21 protein-coding genes and 1 other annotated feature are annotated in these 22,295 nt (G+C 35.4%); of the genes, 6 read left to right on the top strand and 15 right to left on the bottom strand.

Annotation, left to right across the window (positions count from 1 at the left end; genetic code table 11):
- The first annotated feature begins 13 nt into the window (after window positions 1-13).
- Window positions 14-850 (top strand): TIGR03943 family putative permease subunit, encoded by an 837-nt coding sequence (locus JFV29_RS01980; RefSeq protein ID WP_201180929.1) that lies wholly within the window; start codon window positions 14-16, stop codon window positions 848-850.
- A gap of 387 nt (window positions 851-1,237) precedes the next feature.
- On the opposite strand, the gene JFV29_RS01985 is transcribed toward JFV29_RS01980, so the two are convergent.
- A complete protein-coding gene (locus JFV29_RS01985) occupies window positions 1,238-1,399 on the bottom strand; it encodes a hypothetical protein (RefSeq protein ID WP_157444477.1) in 162 nt (53 codons plus the stop codon).
- Between the two features lie 519 nt (window positions 1,400-1,918).
- Here JFV29_RS01985 and JFV29_RS01990 point away from each other — a divergent pair.
- Complete coding sequence (locus tag JFV29_RS01990) at window positions 1,919-2,164, top strand: hypothetical protein (RefSeq protein WP_201180930.1); 246 nt, start codon at window positions 1,919-1,921, stop codon at window positions 2,162-2,164.
- 24 nt (window positions 2,165-2,188) lie between these two features.
- Complete coding sequence (locus JFV29_RS01995; RefSeq protein ID WP_201180931.1) at window positions 2,189-2,977, top strand: nitrilase-related carbon-nitrogen hydrolase; 789 nt, start codon at window positions 2,189-2,191, stop codon at window positions 2,975-2,977.
- 237 nt (window positions 2,978-3,214) lie between these two features.
- Here the strand turns inward: JFV29_RS01995 and JFV29_RS02000 are convergent, their stop codons facing one another.
- Complete coding sequence (locus JFV29_RS02000; RefSeq protein WP_242486776.1) at window positions 3,215-4,180, bottom strand: S8 family peptidase; 966 nt, start codon at window positions 4,178-4,180, stop codon at window positions 3,215-3,217.
- A 579-nt stretch (window positions 4,181-4,759) separates the two neighbouring features.
- Window positions 4,760-6,169 (bottom strand): FMN-binding glutamate synthase family protein, encoded by a 1,410-nt coding sequence (locus JFV29_RS02005; RefSeq protein ID WP_201180932.1) that lies wholly within the window; start codon window positions 6,167-6,169, stop codon window positions 4,760-4,762.
- 216 nt (window positions 6,170-6,385) lie between these two features.
- Here JFV29_RS02005 and JFV29_RS02010 point away from each other — a divergent pair, with 216 nt between their 5' ends.
- The 3 genes from JFV29_RS02010 (at window position 6,386) to JFV29_RS02020 (ending at window position 8,658) form a co-directional block, all read left to right on the top strand.
- Window positions 6,386-7,132 (top strand): YqjF family protein, encoded by a 747-nt coding sequence (locus JFV29_RS02010; RefSeq protein ID WP_201180933.1) that lies wholly within the window; start codon window positions 6,386-6,388, stop codon window positions 7,130-7,132.
- Between the two features lie 381 nt (window positions 7,133-7,513).
- Entirely contained in the window at window positions 7,514-7,867 is a 354-nt protein-coding gene (locus JFV29_RS02015; protein ID WP_053348043.1) for a PadR family transcriptional regulator, read from the top strand.
- Window positions 7,868-7,896: 29 nt separating this feature from the next.
- On the top strand, window positions 7,897-8,658 hold the full coding sequence (locus JFV29_RS02020; RefSeq protein WP_201180934.1) for an HAAS domain-containing protein: 762 nt from the start codon (window positions 7,897-7,899) through the stop codon (window positions 8,656-8,658).
- A 306-nt stretch (window positions 8,659-8,964) separates the two neighbouring features.
- Here JFV29_RS02020 and JFV29_RS02025 read toward each other — a convergent pair whose 3' ends face one another.
- The 12 genes from JFV29_RS02025 to JFV29_RS02080 form a co-directional block, all read right to left on the bottom strand.
- The gene (locus tag JFV29_RS02025; protein ID WP_201180935.1) at window positions 8,965-10,344 is read right to left on the bottom strand and encodes an LLM class flavin-dependent oxidoreductase; all 1,380 of its coding nucleotides are present in this window, start codon (window positions 10,342-10,344) and stop codon (window positions 8,965-8,967) included.
- A gap of 208 nt (window positions 10,345-10,552) precedes the next feature.
- Entirely contained in the window at window positions 10,553-11,095 is a 543-nt protein-coding gene (resA, locus tag JFV29_RS02030; protein ID WP_201180936.1) for a thiol-disulfide oxidoreductase ResA, read from the bottom strand.
- Between the two features lie 19 nt (window positions 11,096-11,114).
- Window positions 11,115-11,495 (bottom strand): hypothetical protein, encoded by a 381-nt coding sequence (locus JFV29_RS02035; protein WP_201180937.1) that lies wholly within the window; start codon window positions 11,493-11,495, stop codon window positions 11,115-11,117.
- Between the two features lie 136 nt (window positions 11,496-11,631).
- Window positions 11,632-12,402: an ABC transporter permease gene (locus JFV29_RS02040; protein WP_053345668.1), complete on the bottom strand. Its 771-nt coding sequence runs from the start codon at window positions 12,400-12,402 to the stop codon at window positions 11,632-11,634.
- Between the two features lie 13 nt (window positions 12,403-12,415).
- Window positions 12,416-13,483 (bottom strand): ABC transporter substrate-binding protein, encoded by a 1,068-nt coding sequence (locus JFV29_RS02045; protein WP_201180939.1) that lies wholly within the window; start codon window positions 13,481-13,483, stop codon window positions 12,416-12,418.
- A 32-nt stretch (window positions 13,484-13,515) separates the two neighbouring features.
- A complete protein-coding gene (locus JFV29_RS02050) occupies window positions 13,516-14,352 on the bottom strand; it encodes an ABC transporter ATP-binding protein (protein WP_342366483.1) in 837 nt (278 codons plus the stop codon).
- Window positions 14,353-14,681: 329 nt separating this feature from the next.
- Window positions 14,682-15,875, bottom strand: a complete 1,194-nt coding sequence (locus JFV29_RS02055) for an acyl-CoA dehydrogenase family protein (RefSeq protein WP_201180942.1) — start codon at window positions 15,873-15,875, stop codon at window positions 14,682-14,684.
- Between the two features lie 136 nt (window positions 15,876-16,011).
- Window positions 16,012-17,262, bottom strand: coding sequence for an acyl-CoA dehydrogenase family protein (locus tag JFV29_RS02060; protein WP_201180944.1), 1,251 nt, complete (start codon window positions 17,260-17,262; stop codon window positions 16,012-16,014).
- Window positions 17,263-17,461: 199 nt separating this feature from the next.
- Window positions 17,462-18,850 carry an LLM class flavin-dependent oxidoreductase gene (locus tag JFV29_RS02065; RefSeq protein WP_201180946.1) on the bottom strand — a complete coding sequence of 463 codons (1,389 nt, stop codon included), beginning with the start codon at window positions 18,848-18,850 and terminating at the stop codon, window positions 17,462-17,464.
- A 553-nt stretch (window positions 18,851-19,403) separates the two neighbouring features.
- Complete coding sequence (locus JFV29_RS02070) at window positions 19,404-19,607, bottom strand: Fur-regulated basic protein FbpA (RefSeq protein ID WP_053345662.1); 204 nt, start codon at window positions 19,605-19,607, stop codon at window positions 19,404-19,406.
- 323 nt (window positions 19,608-19,930) lie between these two features.
- Window positions 19,931-20,092 carry a Fur-regulated basic protein FbpA gene (locus JFV29_RS02075; protein ID WP_201180948.1) on the bottom strand — a complete coding sequence of 54 codons (162 nt, stop codon included), beginning with the start codon at window positions 20,090-20,092 and terminating at the stop codon, window positions 19,931-19,933.
- 623 nt (window positions 20,093-20,715) lie between these two features.
- On the bottom strand, window positions 20,716-21,540 hold the full coding sequence (locus tag JFV29_RS02080; protein ID WP_201180949.1) for a hypothetical protein: 825 nt from the start codon (window positions 21,538-21,540) through the stop codon (window positions 20,716-20,718).
- Window positions 21,541-21,610: 70 nt separating this feature from the next.
- Window positions 21,611-21,863 (bottom strand) — a binding site (T-box leader).
- Between the last annotated feature and the right edge of the window lie 432 nt (window positions 21,864-22,295).

Genomic DNA, 22,295 nt, shown 5'->3' on the forward strand with positions numbered 1-22,295 from the left:
GAGGGTGTTATATATGGTTCGTTTATTTATATTACTTGGACTTACTTTTTTATTTATGCATTTACACGCCTCAGGGAATATATCGAAATATATTAATATGGAGTACTCTTATGTTTCACAGATTGCTATCTATATACTTGCTATTTTTACGTTAATGGGCTCTTACCTTTATTTAAAAGAAGGAGATCAAGAAGAGTGTGAAGAGTGTCATCGAGGACATGATCACTCTCATGAAAACAAGGTATGGAAAAAAATCCTTACTTACTCGCTATTTTTGATTCCCATTTTCACCGGCCTTTTTCTGCCTGTTGCCACAATGGATTCAAATATCGTAGAAAAAAAAGGATTTCATTTCCCAGTATACGATGACACAGATGAATATAGTCAGCATCAATTTCTGCAGCCTGATACGAGTCTTTATTATGGTAAGGATGACTATTTAACTTTAATGGACCAGTCGCTCCAAAACTTAGTCGAACATAATAGTCTTCATTTAACCGACGAAAACTACCTTACCGATTTAGAAGCCATCTATTACTCTCCTGGAAAGTTCACCGGTAAACAAATTACGTTAACCGGATTTTCCTACAATTCAGAGAATGTAGCCAAAAACCAAGTATTTCTGTTTCGTTTCGGTATCATTCACTGTGTCGCAGATTCTGGGGCATTCGGTATGTTAATCGAATTTCCGGAAGGGATGAATCATAAAAATGATGAGTGGTATTCCGTGACAGGAGAATTAGAAACCATTTATTATCAGCCATTTAAGAAGACCATTCCGATACTCAAAGTATCATCATATAATAAAACCGTTGAACCTAAGGATCCATATGTATATAGACAATATTAGGAGCTTAGCCATTAAAAGGTAAGGATACGATATCCTTACCTTTCTTTGTGGTGAAAACCTATAAAGATACAACAGATTACTCAAATCTTCGCTTTGTAATTTAATATCTCTATCCCTGTGTTTTCCCTTTAGATTTAAATAGCCTTTAAAGAGGATAAAATGAGCTTTCTTTAATCCCGGAGATTTCTTTCGTTCTTATCCAATGCTTTAGTCACTTTTTGAACGAAGTTGTACTTATCAACAATGGTCTATGCTTTAGGAAAAGTTATCCAAAATCTATTTAGTACAAGACAAAAAAGAGCAATCTTAGCAATCTTACGATTACTCTCTCTTTTGTTTATGAGTTTTTATATTCTATTTGCAAACTGAGTTTGTATATAAACCTATTCATTTCATAAAAAGATTGGCTCTCATTACCTCTAATATACGTCTGCTTTGTAAATAATCTTGTTCCCGTTCTTGTTCAACCTTTATACGTTGCTCCAGTTTTTGAGCATATTGTGCATAACCGATCCCATGAGCCCGAAACATAGCTTTTTCCATTGCCAACGTGTACGTTAAATCGAGAAAATTAATGAAGAATCAATCCTTTCTATATTTAATATCGTACACATCCTATCATTGAATGAGAAAACATGCAAAGCTGCTCTGGACCTATATTTACTGATAATCGGGCTTCTAAACGATTGGTCTTCATTCAGTGCATGTAAACGCCATATCCCTCCATCTCCCTTTATTTCCCTTTTACGCAACATATATTTTTACATTCTTTTCTTCATCTTTTAATATAAGTGACTTAACAAAATCTTAAAAGTATGGTCTTCAAAGTGATGATCAAAAATGTATATTTCCTCTATATTTGATATGGATACCGGTTTAAAAAGCTCATTAAGTAAAACGTTCTAACATTATAATACGAACCAACCCTTAGCCTACAAAAGAGAGAAACTGCATCATAAATTGATCAAGATATATTTTAACTGCTTAATAAATGTAAAGAAGGATATGTATAACAATCTTATCACTTTAAATTGACTGAATTTTCATGTTTGTACTAATAGTTAGTGAATGAACAAGAAAAAGAATATATACTTGAAGACAGAGAACTTGTCGAAACCGCTAAAGTTAGAGTGTTCCATATCAGGTTGGATGAACTTGTGGGGAAATCTAGGAGCATTTGTATCACCGTTATTATATGGTTGGTTAGCAGAAAACTTTGGGTGGAATATCACATTAGGAGTAACTATAATCCCTGTGTTTATTGCAGCTATCTTATGGTTGTTTGTGAAACCAGATACTTCATTACTAAACTAAATACAATTAAGAGGAGTGACCAATGTGAATTATCTAGTATTTCAAATGGATTTAGTAGTTGGAAATCCTGAAGTGAATAGGAAAATCATTGAACGCTGGTTAGAAGCTAACTACAGTGATGATTTGGATGTTGTAGTACTTCCTGAAATGTGGTCTACGGGTTATGCGTTAGAAGAATTGAAAGAAATCTGCAAAGAGGATGGTAATCAATCAATTGAATTTTTACAATCACTGGCTAAGAAGTTTAATGTAAACTTGGTGGGTGGCTCGATTGCCGTACTAGAAGGTAAAGATATCTTTAATCGTGCAGTTATTGTAAATCGAATGGGTGAGATTGTTCATACATATGACAAGATGCACCTTGTTCCGATGTTAGATGAACCCAAGTTTTTAACAGGCGGTCATAATCAAGTGGAAGTATTTGAACTTGAAGGGGTGAAAATGGGGATTATTATTTGTTACGATTTACGATTCCCTGAAATTATTCGTGACTTAGCATTACAAGGTATTCAAGTATTACATATCGTAGCAGAATGGCCACTCGCAAGGGAGACACATTGGAATACTTTACTTCGTGCACGCGCAATTGAGAACCAAATGTATGTTGTTGCATCAAATGTAACGGGAACAAAGTTAGGAGTGGAATTCGCAGGTTGCTCACAAATTGTAGATCCATGGGGAGACATTGTTCAAAAATTAGATCAAGAAGTTGGTGAATTAAAAGCAACTTTAAATTTAGAGAAAGTACCGCAAATAAGAAAAGAAGTCCCTATATTCGATTCCAGAGTACCAGAGAAGTATAGAAAGTTATAAAGTAGGAGCTACTTCAGAGTTCAATCTTTGAAGTAGCTTTTTAGGTTTAATAATAGTTCTAAACCACTTGTAACACCTAGAGTTTTATATTCATGGTAGTTCAATAAGCAAAAAATTTACATAAAAAAAACCCTTAGTTACTCTCAGAGGGTTGGTTTGTATCTCTTTTTATTTGAGTTTCTAACCCAATATACATGAAATTAGGATCATATACTTACCTTTTCTCTATCTGTAAGGTTACCTAAACTCCCTTAAAGCCTTTTTTATATTTTCTAATTTCTGGTGATTTAGTTTCAGCATTCCATGCCCTTCTTGAGTCTTTGATTTGCCCAGCGAAACTGTATTATTTAAGAGTTCATTAAATTCTTCTACCTCTGTTAATTTACGGCCAAGTTTTGTTTCAAATTTATTTATCAAAAGCGCAACAGCCCCTGACACATGTGGTACAGCCATGGATGTACCTGATAAGACGGCAAATTGGTTACCAGGAAAGGTTGATACAATTTTCTCCCCTGGGGCCACTAAATCCACTTCACCATTAGAATTACTAAATCTAGATATACGTTCACGCAGGTTAACTGAGCCTACTGCCACAACTTCCTGGTATGCAGCTGGATAACTGTACTCGTTTGTTTCGGCAATACCATCGCCTTCATTACCCGCGGCACACACGACCATTATATTAGATTGAACGGCGTTTATAATCGACGAATGTAAGGCCGGGTCATCATCCGGTCCCCCTAATGACATAGAGATAACCCGTACTTTTTCACCTTTAGGGCCTGTCCAATTGATAGCGTAATTAATAGCTGAAGTAATGCTTTCTGTTGTTCCTTCTCCTGATCCATTTAAAACCTTAAGTACCAGCAACTTCGCTTTAGGTGCTGCACCTACAACTCCAAAACCATTTTCTGCTGCTGCAATGGTTCCGCTGACATGAGTCCCATGTCCGTTATTATCGGCAAAGTTGAAAGGATCACCATAATAATCTTCCGTGAAATTATATCCTCCAATAATTTGACCAATTAAATCAGGGTGATCTGGTTGGCATCCTGAATCGATTACGGCTACTACTATGTTCTCACCCTTAAACCCTTCTCTCCAAATAGAGCGTGCACGAATCATTTTAATACCTCTTGGAACTTCCGAAGTGATTTCTGTTATTCCTTCTACTTGGAAGGGTACTAACTGAACATTTGGCAATTCTAGCCTCTCCCTTCATATTAACCCTAAAACGGGCGGAAGCATCGCCTTTTTTTGTCATGACAAATAAGGGAAACCACACTTAAAACCCGTTTGGGAAAGCTGAATCCAATAACATTGATTTCAGCCTTTCTTTATCCTATGAATGAAGACAAGCTTTTGCTATAAACCTTAGTCTAATTTGATATTTTAGTTTAGTTAATCAAAAACCTATTAGTGAGATGAGGTAGATATATCACCGCTTACAATTACTTAATAAGAATCGGAAAGAAAAAAAAGCTGCCTCCTCGGCAGCTTTTGGTGTTCCATTATAATAACCAACATAGATTTATCTTTATCATGCATTTAAAAATATGGACAAGGTAAAGGTGGAATAATTGATGACTAAACAAACTCTTTTTTAAGAACTATGCTTTTTAAAGCCTTATGATTTACAAAGGTATTTGGATTTGCCAAAGGAATAATAAACTTAGCATCTCTGGATCCCTCTGCCCAAAAAGCTTATGAAACAAGTTGGTATAAATAATTCTGTTGCTATTTTTCGTAAATTTGCTAATAGGTACGTAGGCACGTATTCACTTATTTCTCTTGTTTGTCTTCCCAAGGTTCAAATGAAAATGGAATTCCAACCATTTTAGCAGTCAATTCATCATAGGAAACTAAATCTTTTTTTGACAACTCTTTTAAAGAGCGTTTCCCCATCGCTCTTAAAGCGATTTTCATTTCTTCTATACTTGCTGTAAAGAATTTCTCTGCTGCTTTTACTCCATCTTCTATCTTAAATTGATCCTTGAATTTACCTTGATTCCAAACAACTTGTGTAGGTGGTTCAAAGGGAAGAGCCTTCAATGCTTGATTATGGGAGACAGCAAATAATATAGCAGATCCTACATAAACAGCATCAGCACCGAGGGCAAGTACTTTTAAAAAGTGCCCAGGTACTAATAGCCCTCCTGAGACAATTAAACTAGTTTGTCCCTTCATTTTTCTCTTTTCTAAATGATTAACAGCCCGGACAACTGCATGCAATGTCGGTATTCCCATGTCATCGGATAAAATCGGTGGTGCACCATGTGTGGCTGCTTGGCCGCCGTCAATCGTTATGAAATCAACACCAAGTTCAATTAAATGATCTATATCTTCTTCAATTTTCCCCCCTGCCCCCATTTTTACACCAATGGGAACACCACCAGTTATACTCCGAAGTTCGTTAACAAGTTTTTTAATATCTTTCAATGTTTGATTTTCAAAAAAATGTTCAAAAATGACTCCATCCTCATTTTCTTTAAGCCCCATCACTTCACGAGCCCGACCTGTTAAATTTTTGGGTGAAATTTTCCCACCCATCCCAAATAAGGCTCCTTGTCCGAACTTAATTTCAATCATGTCGGCACGCTTAATAAGATCTTCTTCCTTTGACCATTCTGTTTTTGAAAATTGTAAAATATATTTTCCTGCTTTATCTAATTCTTCAGGTATTACTCCGCCTTCTCCGGAATTAATCGCGGTTCCTACATTTTTTGCTGCTTCCGCCAAAGAAAGCCTCGTTTGTTCACTAAGTGCGATACCATAGGCCATCCCTGTTATCATAAGAGGAATTTTTATTTTCATTGGTTTTTTTGCTTTTGGTCCAATGGTTACCTTGACATCAACGTCTTCTTCACCATCAATAGGAAACGGTGTCGTTTGTGCAGGGATAAAGGTAATTGGATCCAAATGTGGCCATTTTTTTGAAGAGCCAAGCGGGCGATGCAGTACGTCGCCTGTTTCTGCACGCAAGCTATTTTCAAGCATATTTTGAACGCCCATATGCCTTAGGCCTGGCATCAACTCCATAATATTTTCTTGATAGCTGTCGGTTAAAATGATTTTTCCCATCTTCTTAACTATACGTTTCATAATCCAACGCCAACCAACTAGCATTAATAAAAATAGGACAAATATTATTGCAATCATAACAAAAGATAAATAGGATAGAATGTTCGACATATTCACTACTCCACAATCAAATTAATTAAACGGTTCAATATTGTTGTTATTTCCGAAAAAAGGTAAATTGTGTTATAAAGATATCACTCACCGCTTTATAGGGGTAAGTCACGAGCAATTGAAAAATACCTGTAGTTTTAAAAGCTACACCAAATGATTTTCTGAATTTTTTGTCCCCTAAGCTAAGTTAATATAAAGATAAAGGAGATACTTTTCATGAACTTACTAGATGATAACGCTCACCGTCCGTGGCCAATACCTTCAAAAAAATGGATTATGCGACAACCTTGGAGAAATCTCTTGTTTTCCCATTGGCCTATTCCAGCTGAAACACTGAGACCACATATTCCTCCACATTTAGAAATTAACACCTTTGATGGATATGCCTGGTTGGGAGTTATTCTTTTCGTTATGGAGGGAATTTATCCTCGTGGATTGTCATCTGTATCACTAACCCCTAAATTTTCAGAAATCAATGTAAGAACATATGTTCAATGTGATGGTAAACCCGGTATCTTTTTCATGTCTCTTGACGTCGAGGACTGGGCCTCCTATACAATAGCCAAGAAATGGTTTCGTTTGCCCTATTATTCTGCACAAATTTCTTTTGAAAAAAAAGGACAAACCTTTCATTGTCAAAGTATTCGTAAAGGAAAAAAAAATACTCCAATTAGATTTAATGTAAAATACACTCCTTTACCAGAAGTTTTTTTTCCTAAAAAAGGAACTTTAGACCATTGGCTCACAGAGCGATATTGCTTGTATAGTACGGATAATGGAGGCAATATCTATTGCGGAGAAATACACCATTGTCCTTGGCCGTTACAAACAGTAGAGGCAGAGATATGTAGGAATACACTTTTTACTCCCTTTAATTTTGACCTTACTGAAGTCAAACCGATTTTTCATTTCTCTAAAGGTGTTGATACACTTATATGGAATATTAAGAAAACACGGTTCTAGTGTAAAAAGATTTCTTAGTACTATTTATATCTTTCGAATTCGGGGATTAAGAAACTTCAATTAACTTCAATACTCAAGATCCCCTCACATCTAATATTTACGTACCTAGTGAATCACTTTCAGGTAATCCTGTTTCTTAATGAGTACAATGCGGATAATTAATTATTTTTCAAAAAAATTTTGGTTATATCAGACGACAATATCATTGTTGAGTATCCCTTAATGGTCGTTTCGATACTACCTTATAAACCACTTATAAAATAACCCTTAGCGTGTAAGTAATTTAGAAACTCTCCGCAATTTACATAAAAATAATTAAATATTATCTTGCATTACAAGGCATTCATCTTCATAATAATTATATACCTTGTATTGCAAGACATGGAAAGAGGTGACATTCATTTGACCACTACACAGATGATGAAAGGGATATTGGACGGGTGTTTATTGGCAATCATCAAAGATAAAGAAGTATATGGATATGAGTTAGCTGAAAAATTAGAGGGATATGGATTTAATTCATTTAGTGAGGGAACCATTTACCCTTTATTGATGCGTATGCAAAAAGAAGAACTGGTAACATCTACATTAAAAAAATCAACTGCTGGGCCTAAAAGAAAATATTATTCCCTGACCCGAAAAGGAGAACAGGAATTAATAAACTTTATGGAACGATGGGAATATTTGAAGGGCAATGTCAATCGGGTTTTAAACCATGAAGCAAAAAATGATTAGTTTAAATAATCCAAAAAGGGGATGAAGAGTTGAAAAGTACTGCTGTAAATCTATCTTCTAAAAGCAAATCTTTCTTAGAGGATCTTCGAGTTTATTTATTTTCCAGTGGAAAGAATTCAGATGGAATTGAAAGTATTGTGGAAGAATTAGAGGTTCATCTTATGGAAGCAGAGAAAAAAGGGAAGTCAATCGACAACATTATTGGCCAATCACCTAAAGAATACATGGATCAGATATCAAACGAGATGACTACTGATTACCGATCTTGGTTTAAATATATCGTCATTATCATTTTTGGTGCTTTTTCTTTCACAATTATCAATGATTTAATCAAAGGAAACCTTTCCTATTCACTATTGGAATTAATCGGTCATGTATGTATTGCTGCGATTTTCATATTGGGCATCTTTAGTGCGTTTAAGTATGTTTCTGCAAATAATATTTCTAGAGGAATAGAATTTGCAATTTATTATGTACTTGGGATGCTTCCGCTTGGTCTGTATATTGGCTTGTTTTTCTTTAATAGAAATATTGAAACACCTGTGATTCAATTTGGGACTACGTGGACGAATATTACAGCAATTATTACTTTTGTTTTTCTTATTGCAATCTCGTGGTGGGCTAGATCATGGGTCGTCATTATTATTTTAGCACTTTTAACATTACCGGATTATTTGCTAAGTCAATTTGCACTTCATGGTGACTCCCAATTAATAGTAGGTACACTTATTAGTTTTGGAGGCATTGCTGTTTATCTTTTTATTACTAGTAAAATAAGCAAATTTGATTAACAGCAGGTTCAATATTTATATATCTGCTTTGATTTTGGAGTGAAAAATGGCGTATCAATGTACGGTTTCATCGCCTACTTACTCAAGTTTTTTTTGCCCCCTTATTAAAATCATGACAATGTTCACATTTAATTTTGTTTATATGTATAAATAGGATCCAAAAAAAACAGCATTATAACAATTGCAATAAAATCAAAAAAGGTATGAGGTGATTGCCCTCATACCTTTTTCAGACTATAAATTAAAATTGTCTATTTATTTATGCGTCATCCGGTTGAGCACTAGTGTCATCTGAAAACAACTTAATTACTGTTGAATACCTTCTTTAGAGGCAAAAGCACCTCTATATCGTGCAGCAGGGTGACGCTCGCTGAGACGATTTACTCCAAAAAGCTTATGACGAAGTGTAGCTGGTTCACCGTTCTCAGCACGAGCTAAACCACGCTGGCGAAGAACAGGCATTACTTGATCGATAAACTCTTCATAAGACCCTGGAATGGTTGCATTTATTACATTGATTCCATCGACGCCTGCATTGCTCCACAGCTCAAGCTGGTCAGCAATTGTTTCAGGAGTTCCTACGATACGTGTCGTTCTACTACGCATTTGGGCAATGTCTTTAACATTAGGCGTACGTCCTGGTGTGCTTTGCTTTAACCATTCGAATGTGCTTCTTATTCCCTCAGTTTCGATATTTTCAAGCGGTGTATCAAGCCCAACGTTTCCTAGGTCAACCCCCATACCCCCTCCCATATGAGCGATCATCATATCGAAATCAACCTTATTATCTAGTTCAAATTCTTTACGCCGAGCATCTTCTTCGGTCTCCCCAACGACGAAAGACAACCCTTGATAAAAGTGAATATCATTGCCATCCCGACCATTTTGAATAGCTAGACGTCGAGTATCATTGATTAGCTTACGAGCATTTTCAGGATCAGGGGCTACAATAAAGACAGCCTCAGCATTTCGAGCAGCAAAGTCTCGGCCGGCAGGCGATGATCCTGCTTGAAACAACACTGGCGTACGCTGTGGTGATGGTGAAACAAGATGCGGACCTTCGACTTTATAGCGCTCACCAACATGGTTTATTTTATGAACCTTTGCTGGAGCTGCATGAATTCCACTCTCTCGATCTTGTAATAGCGCTCCCTCATCCCATGAACCTTCCCAAAGTTTATACAATACATCTACATATTCATCTGCCCACTTGTATCGCTCATCATGTGGGACAAGTTCATCGTAACCAAAGTTTCGAAAAGCATTTTCCAACGAACTAGTAACCATATTCCAAGCAATACGCCCCTTAGAGATATGATCGAGCGTTGAAACTCGGCGAGCAAAATTAAAGGGAGGTTCCTGCAGTGGAGCTGCAGTAAAAGCTAATCCTAGATGTTTTGTATTCACTGCAAGAGCGGACATTAATACTATTGGGTCATTACTGGGTATTTGCAAACCGGTTTCAACATGAAAATTCCAACCGCCACGGTGGTCACCGTACAAACCGATTACGTCTGCGAAAAAAATGGCATCAAAACCACCCTCCTCAAGCCTCTTAGCCAAAGATACCCAAAGATCTACATCGTTAAAGTTCAACTGATGACCTTCTTCATCACGCCACATTCCGTGAGTGATGTGAGATGCTGTATTCATAACAAAAGCAGAAAATGATAGGGGTTTAGTCATGTTAATTCGTCTCCATTCTATGAAATAAATTCATTTTTATATTTTCAAAACGCCCTTTTTATTTGAAATCTATAATTCTGAGACTTTTTCTCTTTTGTAATCCACTACTATCTAATTATTCAAATTATTTATTCGTTTTTTACAATTTCATTTTTCACAAGCCATAAAAACACGTGTTTGGTTTGCATCAATACAATCTCTCTAGTCATTAATTCGGAATAATGCTTTCTACATAACTACGAACCTTCTTTTCTGTCAGTTCTCCAGAAATGGTTTGAGTAATCTCACCATCTTCATTAATTAAATATGTAACGGGGAGATTATTAACCTTATATTGCTCAATAGCTTCCCCAGTCCGATCAAGTAAAATGGAAAAACTCAATTTTTTTTCTAAGACAAATGGACTGACTATGATTCTAGGTTCTTGCGCATTTACAGCTAGAATTTCAGTTCCCTTATCTTCATATTCTTGATAGACGTTATTCAAATAAGGCATCTCCTTTTCACAAGGTGGACAATAGGTTGCCCAAAAATTAAGTATCACACCTTTTCCACGATAATCCGAAAGTTTTACTTCATTACCCTTTAAATCTTGCAAAGTAAAATCAGGAGCAAGATTACTTTGATCTATAGTTACTGCTTCTTTTTTAATAATTAAATTCGTGTAAATTGTATAACCAAGTCCTAACACTAAAATCGCAGTCACTAAACTTTTTATTAAGAAGTTCACTGGCTTTTTTCCTTTACTCATTAGAATGACCTGGCCCCTCTCAATTACTTACCTGGAAAGATAGCTCCGGCATTTCATGCAAAGTTTTATAGCTAACATGTGCAATCACTTTTTTCTGTCCTTGATCAAAAAACTTTGTTTCTAACAAATACTTTCCATCTCCCTTATTTTTAGGAAAGACTGATCCAATTGATATTCCATTTTCAATAATTTCAAATTGAACCTCAGCCTCTTTGCTAACATTTTCGGTCCCATATTTCACTTCTGCAGTAAAAGCGACAGCTTCATTGATCTTAATTTTTTTAGGATTACTTTCCAATAATACCTTCAACGATTTCGGTTGCTCTAATTGTTGTTTATTACCTGAATCGGAACATCCTATTAACAAAAAAATTGATAGTATAAATATTATCGATTTCACAAAATAGCTCCTTCATCAAAAGTAAATTCTCTTCTATAATCTATTAAAATTAAAATTGCAGAGAGAACCTCATCATCATTCTTTTAACTAAACTTCTTAGTCTTCTTCGTTTCCTCTTCGTATTTTTTCTTTTCTCTTAATTGGCCTCATTTTTCAAGTTTGTCCAAAAAAGAATACGTTTTTTGATTTTTTCAAAAGTAAACATAACCAATAAGATAACGATACTATTAAAAATTAATCCAGCTAAAACATAATCATATTGAGTAAAATCAGTGTAGAACTGGATAAAGTAGCCCATCCCCGATTTAGCTCCAAACATTTCTGCGGTCATTAAAATTAGAAAAGATAAATTAAGTGCTGTTCCTGTACCACTTAATATAAATGGCGAACTTGCTGGAATGATTACTTTTAAAATCAAATCTTTCTGCTGTAACCCGATTGTTTTTGCATTATCCCAAAAATGATTATCAACCAATAACACACCTTGAATCGTGCCTAGAAAAATAGGCCAAAAAGCTGCAAGGAATAGAATGAAAATAGACGCTAATTCAAATGTTGGTAACAAAGCAATAGCATATGGAATAAATAATGTTAAAGGCAGTGGACTAAAAGCATTAAAAAATGGTGTTAAGATTTTCCTTGATTTTGGATGAAGACCAAAGAACAGTCCCCCGCCAATTCCTAGTATTAGAGCTAGCACAAAACTTGGGACTAATAATTTCATAGAACTTACAAATCCTTGAAATAGTTCAATTAATGCTTTAAAGAATGCCATAACAACTATTTCTGGAGATGGGAAGATAATTGGGCTTAACCATCCCGTGAAATTTGTTATATAAAACCATAAGGCGAGTAAAGCAATTGTAATTATCGTTGTATATATATAGATAGAAAAAAACTTTTTCATCATATTCTCCTTATCATTTGAAGTCTAAGTTTTGCTCATTATATCTTTGTAATACTTGTTTATAATATTCATCATTTGGATTCCCTTTAATCAGCTCATCTAATGCTTCTTCATACATAGAAAGATCGAAGTGATTTTCTAGATTAATAGTTTCTACGTCTGAAATATACCCAATATCTTGCATTTTTTTCCACGTGTTAATAACTTCCCTTTTGTTTGGGTCTGCAGAATTGATTAAATGTTTCTCATTAACTATTTCGTTCACTCTTTCTTCAGGTAATTGTTTAAAAGTAGGTTTCGAGGCTTCTAAATTTTTCTTTGGATTTTCTAATTTTACACGTTCTGCCCTTATTAGCCCTTTCATGAATTTCTTATAAGCAACTGCCTTATCACCAGTTATATTGCCTCTTACGGTAACTCGGCAGCAAAGATCATTTGGACTTAGATCATTACTCCAAAAAATAGGGGTTAATCCTAATGCCTCTGTTTTTGTCATATGCCCTGTATTGGAAAGTCCAACATCTACTTTTCCAGAATTAACAGCTTCAAGTACATCTGCCACACTTTTTACTTCTACAAATTCAACATCTTTATGAATATCAATTCCAGCATCATCTAGCGCTGACTTAAAGACAACATCAAGTGTTCCTAAACGAATAGTCGCAATTTTCTTTCCCTTGAAATCTTCTAATGTTTTATATTTACTTGCATTTTCTTTTTTTGTGACAACCGGCTGTCCACCTTCCATATGACCTCCAACAAATTTAAAATCTGCACCTTGAGCAATATAGTTTAAAGGTGTTGCTGTACCAAATGTTAATGCAATATCTATTTTGTCAGCTTGTAAAGCGTCCAATCCCCCACTAGTAAAGGAAACCATTTCTACCTCTAAATTTTCATCCTCAAAAAACCCTTCAGCTCTAGCAATATCTGCTAGAGGAGCTCCATATAATTGACCATATCCAACCTTTAATTTATATGTTTTCTCTTGCGTAGTTGCTTTTTCTTCATTACCATTGCAAGCTACTAACGTTAAAGCAAAGAACATCACAATACCGAATAACCACTTTCGCTTTCTCACGCAACCATCCTCCTAATCATTTTTAATATTATTTATATTCCTTCTCCTGCTGAACGGATTTCATGACCTTGTTCTAATTTTTCAAAGATTCCTTTGTTCATAATGTCTAAAATATAATTTCTTAATTCAATAAACTCTAAACTCTCTATTAACTTTTTACGATTTCTTGGCTTAGGAAAAGGTACATTAATAGTCTCAACAAGACTTCCAGGTGGTCCAGGTGAAAATATCACAATTCGATCCGCTAAAATAATAGCCTCTTCAGCATCATGTGTAACAAATGCGATAGTACGCTGCTGTTCATAATTTACTTGGAGAATCAGATCTTGTAGCTGAATTCTTGTTACTGGATCTAAGGCACCAAAAGGCTCATCCATGAACATTAAATCTGATCCTAAAGATAGCGCCCTCGCAATTGCTGCACGCTGCCTCATCCCACCTGACATTTCTCCTGGATATTTTTTAAACGCATGACCTAACTGGACTAATAGAAGATAACTTTGGGCTAAGTGCTCCAATTCCTGTTTTGTTTTTGATTTTTTTAATTTCTGCTTTAAAGCAAGAATTATATTTTCTTCTGCCGTTAGCCAAGGGAACAAAGAATAATCCTGAAATACAACTGCACTATCTGGTAAGGATTTTGCTATTGAATGTCCGTTGACAAGTATTTCACCCTTCTTTGGTTGAGCTAACCCTGTTAATAAGCGAAGAAGAGTACTTTTTCCAGAACCACTAGGACCCATAAATACGACAAATTCCCCTTCTTTAATCGTTAGATCTATATTTTTTAGAATTTCTACACCGTCATAATCAAAAGCAATTGACTTAGCTTCAATTTTATTTCGTACATTGACTATTTCTTCTTTCACTGTATAAACTCGATCAAGGACTTTTGCCATTATCGCTCCTCCAATTCTTTAGATAATTATTACAAATCAAATGTTGTTCATCTGGCCATTAATAAATGGTTTTATGTTGGTATAAAGCATTCATCCGCCAAACTATTTGCATATTTGGGGAAGAAAATAAACAAAAACCAGAGACGAATTCCGTATTTAGAAACTGTCTCTGGTTATCCAGTAAACAAAATATTAAATTCCAAATTTAGTAGTTGTTAAAAACATCAAGAAATAAATCTATCCATATAGCAGATTTTTCTACTATTAGAATACATATTCTTTCTACCTAATTTTTTAATTTATTTTCCATCCCCCCACAGCTCAAGTGGTAAATTAACTAACTCCCTACCTATTTGTTCGCGGGCCAAATTATTTGAAGGAGCCATCGGGATTCCGCCTCTAGCATCGCGGTAAATTCGTTCAAAAACCCCCTCGATGTAACCAAAACCACCTGCTACGTCCATTGCAACCCGAGCTGCAGAATCTGCTAATTCTGTGGATTGAACTTTAAGTTCTGTTACCTCAGTATTAAGTTGAGTTAAAGGTTGGTTGGTCTCAAGTAACTCATCATAATGTCTAGCTAAATCAAGTTGCCAAGCTCTTAGTCCTGTAATTTGAATTTTAATCTCAGCCAATTTTTGACGAATTACTTGATATTCTGCTAGGCTTTTGTTGAAACCTTTATGAATCGTTTTTGTGACATGTGCTACCGCGGCATCTAGAGCACCTTGCGCCACACCAAGCCATACTGCGCTTAAACCGAGGACAGTACCGGTGCCATTCAATATATCTCCGCTAGCAGCGTTCAATAAATCACGATGGCTTACTTTCACATTTTTAAACGTAAGTGGTCCACTATGATTTCCGCGTACACCTAATGCTTTCCAAGGTTTTGCTCTTATCCCTTCATCATGACCATTCACAATAAAAAAACTATGATCACTCGGGTCGTCACTATTTGCGGTACGGGTTTGAACGACATAAAAGTCCGCTTGTCCTCCACTTGTAGTAAATGACTTCTCAGCATTTAGAATAAAATCTTCACCGTCTCGTTCTGCCTGACTTAAGTTATACCAAACATGCCCCCCAGTAGCTTTTTCACTTACTGAAAAAGTACCGATAGCACCTTCACGAATAGGCAATAACCACCGATCTTTTTGATTATCATTACCAAAAATATTAATTACTTGAGCTGCACCAACATGCATCGCATATACAAGACCTGTAGACGCATCTACCCTGCCAATTTCTTCTGCCACAACGGACAAACCTACATAACCTAGGTTTAAGCCCCCCCATCTCTCAGGAATCGTTACCGAAGTCCAGCCTTCTTTTGCTAGGGCCTGTAAATTCCCTCGTGGAAACATGCCTTCTCTATCAATCATATCTGCATTTGGTTTAATTACTTTTTCAACAATCGGTCTAATCTTTTCTCTAATTTCCTGGATGTACGCTCTTGAATTTATATTTTTTTCTAATCTTGCATTGCTCATTTTTATATCCTCCAACTTTTTGTTTATAGATAGAAAACTCACAATTATAGACTTATCTATATCAAACTCTATATGATAATGAATACAAGGAGAAAACTTTTAGTAGATCGCTTAATGTCCATAGCAACCCATCTACTTAAAAGTAAATTTGCTTCAGCGGAAGCTTAGTACCGTTCACAACGTAATTACCTATAGCACGTGCTTTGTAGACAGTTGGATTATGAGAAGCTATGGTACGGATATTACGCCAGTGACGATCGAGATTCGCTGACTTTCTCGTTGCAGATGCTCCTCCCACTTCAAAAAGTAACGTAGAAGCTTGCAATGCAAGATCGTCCACAATAACCTTAGCCTGAGCCGCCCGAAGTGAAGCATCATGACTTAAATCATAGTCAATCACGCCGTCGACCGCTGAATTCACAGCAATGTCCAGTGCATCTACAGCAGCGAGAACAATCGCTTCGGACGCGAACGCACTACTTGAGAGCTGTCCAACAACCTGTTGTAGTTGCGGGTCTGCAGATGCAGTGTCTGCAGCAGCAAAACTAAATGTTCGAGTTCGTTTATGAACCAAAGCTGATGCGTCTGCCACTACATTACGCAATATGCCTGAAATAACCGCATGGAGATAAAGCTGTAAATATGAATTGAATGGCGTCCTGTCATCACGGATTACAGTCACTTCACCTTTATTGACGAAAACATTGTTTAAATGTGTCGTGCCACTCCCAGTCAATCTTTGTCCGATTCCATCCCAATCGTCTTTTATTATGACACCTTCACGATCAGTTGGGATGATCACGGATACAGGTATTCCATCTAAGGTAGATGCCGTAACAAATACCCAGTCAGCATACATGGTACCTGTACTAAAGTACTTCGTGCCGTTCAATCGGTAACCCTCACCTTCAGGGGACAAAGTTGTTTCAAAGGCCAAATGCCCCACATTTTTCGATGAAAGCTCAGTAAAAGCATTGCCAATGATTGCTCCATCTGCTATTCTTTGTAACCACGTATCACGTTGTTCACTTGCAGGATTTCGAAGTAATTCATCCACATTGGAAAAATGAGAACGAAGGCTATGCGCGATATCTGGATCGGCTTCAGCTAATCGAATGATGACATGGAAAAGTTCACGAATACTAGCACCGCCACCCCCTAGTTCAACCGGTAAACGAAGAGCACCAAGTCGGGTTCGTCGGATTAAATCGATTGCATAATAAGGGCGTGCTTCGCTACCAGAACTCCGACGGTTCTCAGCATCTATTGCAATATCTGTAATCAATTGATCTAATTCAGCAGAGCCAACTTTTACTGGTTCAGTAAAAGTTAGTGAAGTTAAACGATCTTTGTTAACACCTAAATTTAATTGTTTTTGATTAGACATTTTTTAAATAACTCCTTTAATTATATTTTAAATACAATTATTCACATCATATTAGTCGTATTTATTTATAAAAAAATAATTAAATAGTATTAAGCTTGCTCATATTACTGTGTAGTTCCTTTCATGACAAAAGCATCAATAACATGCAGTAGGATGACGTTTATCATTTTGTTTAATCAAATACTTTTTATGTAGTAAATCATTTTGAGCTCTCTTGAAGACCAACTTTTCTATATTGGTTCCCTACGTGGTTTTCTGGTAAACGAGCTTTTTTTCCAAATAGCTTTTCTCTGAAAGTCCCTTCTTCATATTCCATTTTCACTAATCCTCTTCGTTGAAGTTCTGGTATGACAAGTTCAACAAAATCTTTAAAAGTTCCTGGTGTTATCGCATATGCAAGATTAAATCCATCGATATCCGTATCCTCAATCCATTCTTCTAGCGTATCAGCAATTTGCTTTGGTGTTCCGATTGCCACGGGACCCATTCCACCTATACCAGCAAAATTCGCCAACTCACGTACTGTCCATTTTTTATTAGTACTTGCTTTTGTCAAACTTTCGAGCATTGATTTAATTGCATTTGTTTCAATATATTCAATTTCTTGCTCAGGATCATATTCAGAGAAATCAACTCCTGACCACCCACTTAGTAAGGAAAGGGCTCCTTCATAACTTATATATTTCGATAACTCTTCATATTTTGCCCATGCCTCTTCTTCTGTTCGTCCCACAATTGGTGTAAGTAATGCGAAAACTTTCACACTTTTTGGATCTCTTCCTTGCAAATTAGCTTGTGCTCTAACATCTTTAACATATAAAGAAATCGCTTCTTTTCCAGGACCAGAAATAAATGTACATTCTGCATGTTTGCCTGCAAATTGTCGGCCTCTTGCAGATCCACCAGCTTGATACAAAACAGGAGTTCTTTGTGGTGAAGGCTCACACAAATGAATGCCTGGCACATCGAAATATTTACCATGATGGTTGATTTCGTGAACTTTTGTTGGATTGGTATAGATTCGCTTCTCTTTATCTTTCACAACTGCATCGTCTTCCCAGCTACCCTCCCACAATTTATAGCAAACTTCTAAATATTCATCGGCTATATTGTATCTTTCCGCATGTTGAAATTTATTACCGATGTCGATATTTTTCGTTCCACTTTCTAAATAGGAAGTAACAATATTCCAAGCAATTCGCCCGTTAGTTAGATGATCCAATGTAGACATTCTTCTTGCAAACGTATATGGGTGTTCAAACGTTGTCGAGCATGTGATTCCAAATCCTAAATGTTTAGTTTCATTAGCCATTGCTGAAACGAGCAGAATTGGATCATTTACCGGAACTTGTGTTGCTTCACGAACTGTAGTTTTTTTATCTCTACCATACACATCATAAATCCCTATTACATCCGCAATAAACAAACCATCGAACCGTCCTTTCTCCAATGTTTGCGCTAACTCCACCCAATATTCAATCTCATTATAGCGATGTGATTGGTCTTCAGGATGTACCCACAAACCTGGTGATTGATGGCCAACACAATTCATATCAAATGCATTTAATAAGATTCTTTTTTTGTTCATTTTTTTGTCTCCTTTTCTCTTACTTTTTGAAAACTGATAATACAATAAATATTTGATAGTAAAAGGTTTAAAAAAACAAAAAACCAGAGACATCTTCTACAAAATCAGAAATTGTCTCCGGTTGACCGGCAAACCATATATTAACTATTCCTATGTTATTACTATGTTTTATATTAGCGGGCATACTTCACGTTGTCAATACACCTTATGCACTTTTCTTCAACTTTTTGCTGCACATATAAAAGGTAATTTCCCCTAAAATCCAACAATATAAAATTAACAACTATAGACATAACTCCGGACAACCATTGAGCAACATGTAAAGGATACATATCAAATAGAACAACAACAAGTACAAGTCCTAATGAACATCCAATCATATATTCTAATAGTAAAATTAGCGAACAAGCTAAATCATTGGTACAGTACTACCATCAAAGAAAATCCGACTTTCCATCGAAAGGACTAATAAAATCTCATTCATTTGGATTGTTCTCTTTATCTTTTGATACAGTTCTTTATTTTTTTTGCCTTTGTTACCCGACAGCTTCATTTAATATTTTTTATTAGTCCAATGTATCGAACCCGTATCACAATGAGGATGACTATCTAATTGAATTCTTTTGTATTCATTTTCTAACTCTTTTAAAGATAAGTTCAACAGTTGTTCCTTATTCTTATATACATTAAAGACAATCAGTTTATTAATTAATTTTCGCCTTATTTCTTCCATATCTTCGCAAATTTTATACCCCATATGACCTTCTCCTTTTCATCGTTTGTAGAATTGTAAAGGATTTAAAAAACCTTCTTCAAGAATGAGAGGTCCGCATTAAACTAGATTGTGGTAGCACGGAATTCTAAAAAAATCTTTGCTAGAAGTTTCAAAGGCCCTTTTCCTTCACCTCTCTGAATAAGTTTTACAAAGTAAATTCATGTAAACAAACAACTCCTAAGAAAAAATACTCCACTAAATTAATTGAAATTCAAAAGGTAGATATCCCATAATCTTTAAAACTAACTAAAATTAGATGATCTTACCCTGGGTTATTATCGGAATACGTTTAATGCTTCAAACGCTCATCTTTTTTTATCACTAATTTTATTATATTCTTCCTGTAAATCAGATAAAGTCATTTCAAATAAATGAGTGTTATTTTTCTTATAAACCCCTTCTTCAATTAACTTGTTTATCAGGAAAACCTTTTTATTATTTAGAGCATTACGTAATAATTTTCCCAAGATGTAGCCTCCTTTTATAATCAAATCATTTCGTTGAATAGTGGTATGTAGCAAAGAATTATATTGTTAATTTTAGTTGTAAAACGCGTTTTCTTCCTGTTCCACCTCCTTCCATACCGTTGATTTCTATAGCCAAAAGAGGCCCTCTGTCCAAGATACACTTCATCTTGAATAGAGAGCCTCTAGTAATCTAGTCAGCACATTTTATTAGTTTGAATATTTAAGTTTATACTAAATTATATTAAACACATATGTCAAGTATGAATTAAATTATATACTCGACTGAACTTATTAATAAATGACTCCGAGACCCCTCCCCTAAGCAAAACGTGTTTCACGGATACTTTTCAGAGTTATGTAATTTTATCAGGGACATCAGGGGAAAATCTGGCCTTCATAACATAAAACAGTGTCATTTGCTCTGATTTGATAATCCGCAAAAACAATCTTATACTCTTGCCACATATTTGAACACCACCCATAAAGTGCTTTTATACGAAAACACTCAGTAGTGGAGTAAGAGAAGAATTTTTTTTATTTAAAGACCTGTTATAACATACTGTTGATTTTTCACAAAGAAAAAAGGACCATATTAATAAGGTCCCTTGGTAAAACATCTTGATTTAAGCTTGAAGAGCTTTCTGTAATGATTTTTTCATTGCTTCTACAAAGTTCTGACGTGTTTCAACAGATAATTCTAACAAGGAAAGATAGGGATTTAAATCCTCTAATTCAACTAATAAAAGTTCACCTTGTTCATTCCGACAAGCATCAACTCGTTGAATCCCCCAATCAAGATTATTCCATTCAATAAATCGGTTAGCAAAAGTTAAATCTTCTTCAGTAGGCACATAATCTTTTAATTCCCATCTTTGCTCTTTATCTGGTGCATAAAGAGCATACTGAAATTCTTTATCGATAAAATAAAATGAAACCTCATACTCAAAGTTGATAAATGGTTGTACCAATGTGTTTTTTGATTCTGAATCAACTTTATCTCTCAATTCATCTTTCGTGACAAATTCCATACCGATAGAATCTGCACCATCTTTCGGCTTTACAATATACGTTTTTACATTAGGGAGTTTATCTAAAGAATCAAGAGTATCGATAGTTGGAATAACAGGAAATTTAGCATTCGTTAATTCAATTAAATATTCCTTCCCGTTCATATCAGCCTTTCCGTTAAATGAATTGTATGTTTTCAAATAACCAGAAACTACTCTATTTCGGAATGCTTGATACTTATCCTTAAAATTCGCTACTGGACCAGCATTTCGAAATACAATTAAGTCAAAATCTTTTTCAAACGTTTCGGTATCTTCAGGATGACAAATGACCACCTGAAAATCTTCTCTAAGCTTCGAAGTAAGGAACAAATCCTCCTCATAATAATTTCTTCCTTTTGCTTCATAGTATAAATCTGTTACGAATAATAGTGTCTTCATTACCCCTTCACCTCTTTACATTTATTTTCATTGATTTAAAAAGGATTAAAAAACAAAAAATCCCGTCTCATTAAGAGACGAGATTTTAACTCGCGGTACCACTCTTGTTTAATAAAATGCTTCGAAAGCACTTTACTACCCTTACAAACGTACAATCATACGTTGTTCCTTGTAACGGAGGAAACCGATAAAGCTTACTAATACATTCGGCTTTACTTCTCAGAGATGATTTTCGGTTATTATCTGGACACTGGCTTCCAGCAAAACACCAGCTCTCTTTGGAACAGAAACTATAACGTACTCTTTCTCTTCATAGAATTTTAAAAATTAGATTATTTCGAATTATTTTATATTAACCAGCAATTAAAATCAATGGTTATTTGATGAAATTAATTTTCTGCCCCTTTAGCTCGATAAGAAAGGGATCATCAGCAGCGACTTATTAAACTCTTGCACCCGTTTGTTTAAAAAAGAAAGCTGATTTAAGTACTGGCTTTATCCATCCTTATAATACTGATGAATAATAGAAAAGAAACATATCCTTTCTATGGTGGTGATGGAGTTAAGAACCTAGTTTCTTCATTAATATTTACTAACTTGTTTTGCATTCTCCTATTAACAATTGAGTGCTTTAGTTAAATACGGTGCTGATTTTTTCTACTTATTCGACTCTCATCTGAATGATGAGCCATCAACAGCAGCTTTGCATTTAATAAAGAAAGAATTTAGCTGGTAAAAAATAAATATAGTTTTCC

Source organism: Peribacillus sp. TH16 (assembly GCF_016651095.1).
Classification (GTDB): domain Bacteria; phylum Bacillota; class Bacilli; order Bacillales; family DSM-1321; genus Peribacillus; species Peribacillus butanolivorans.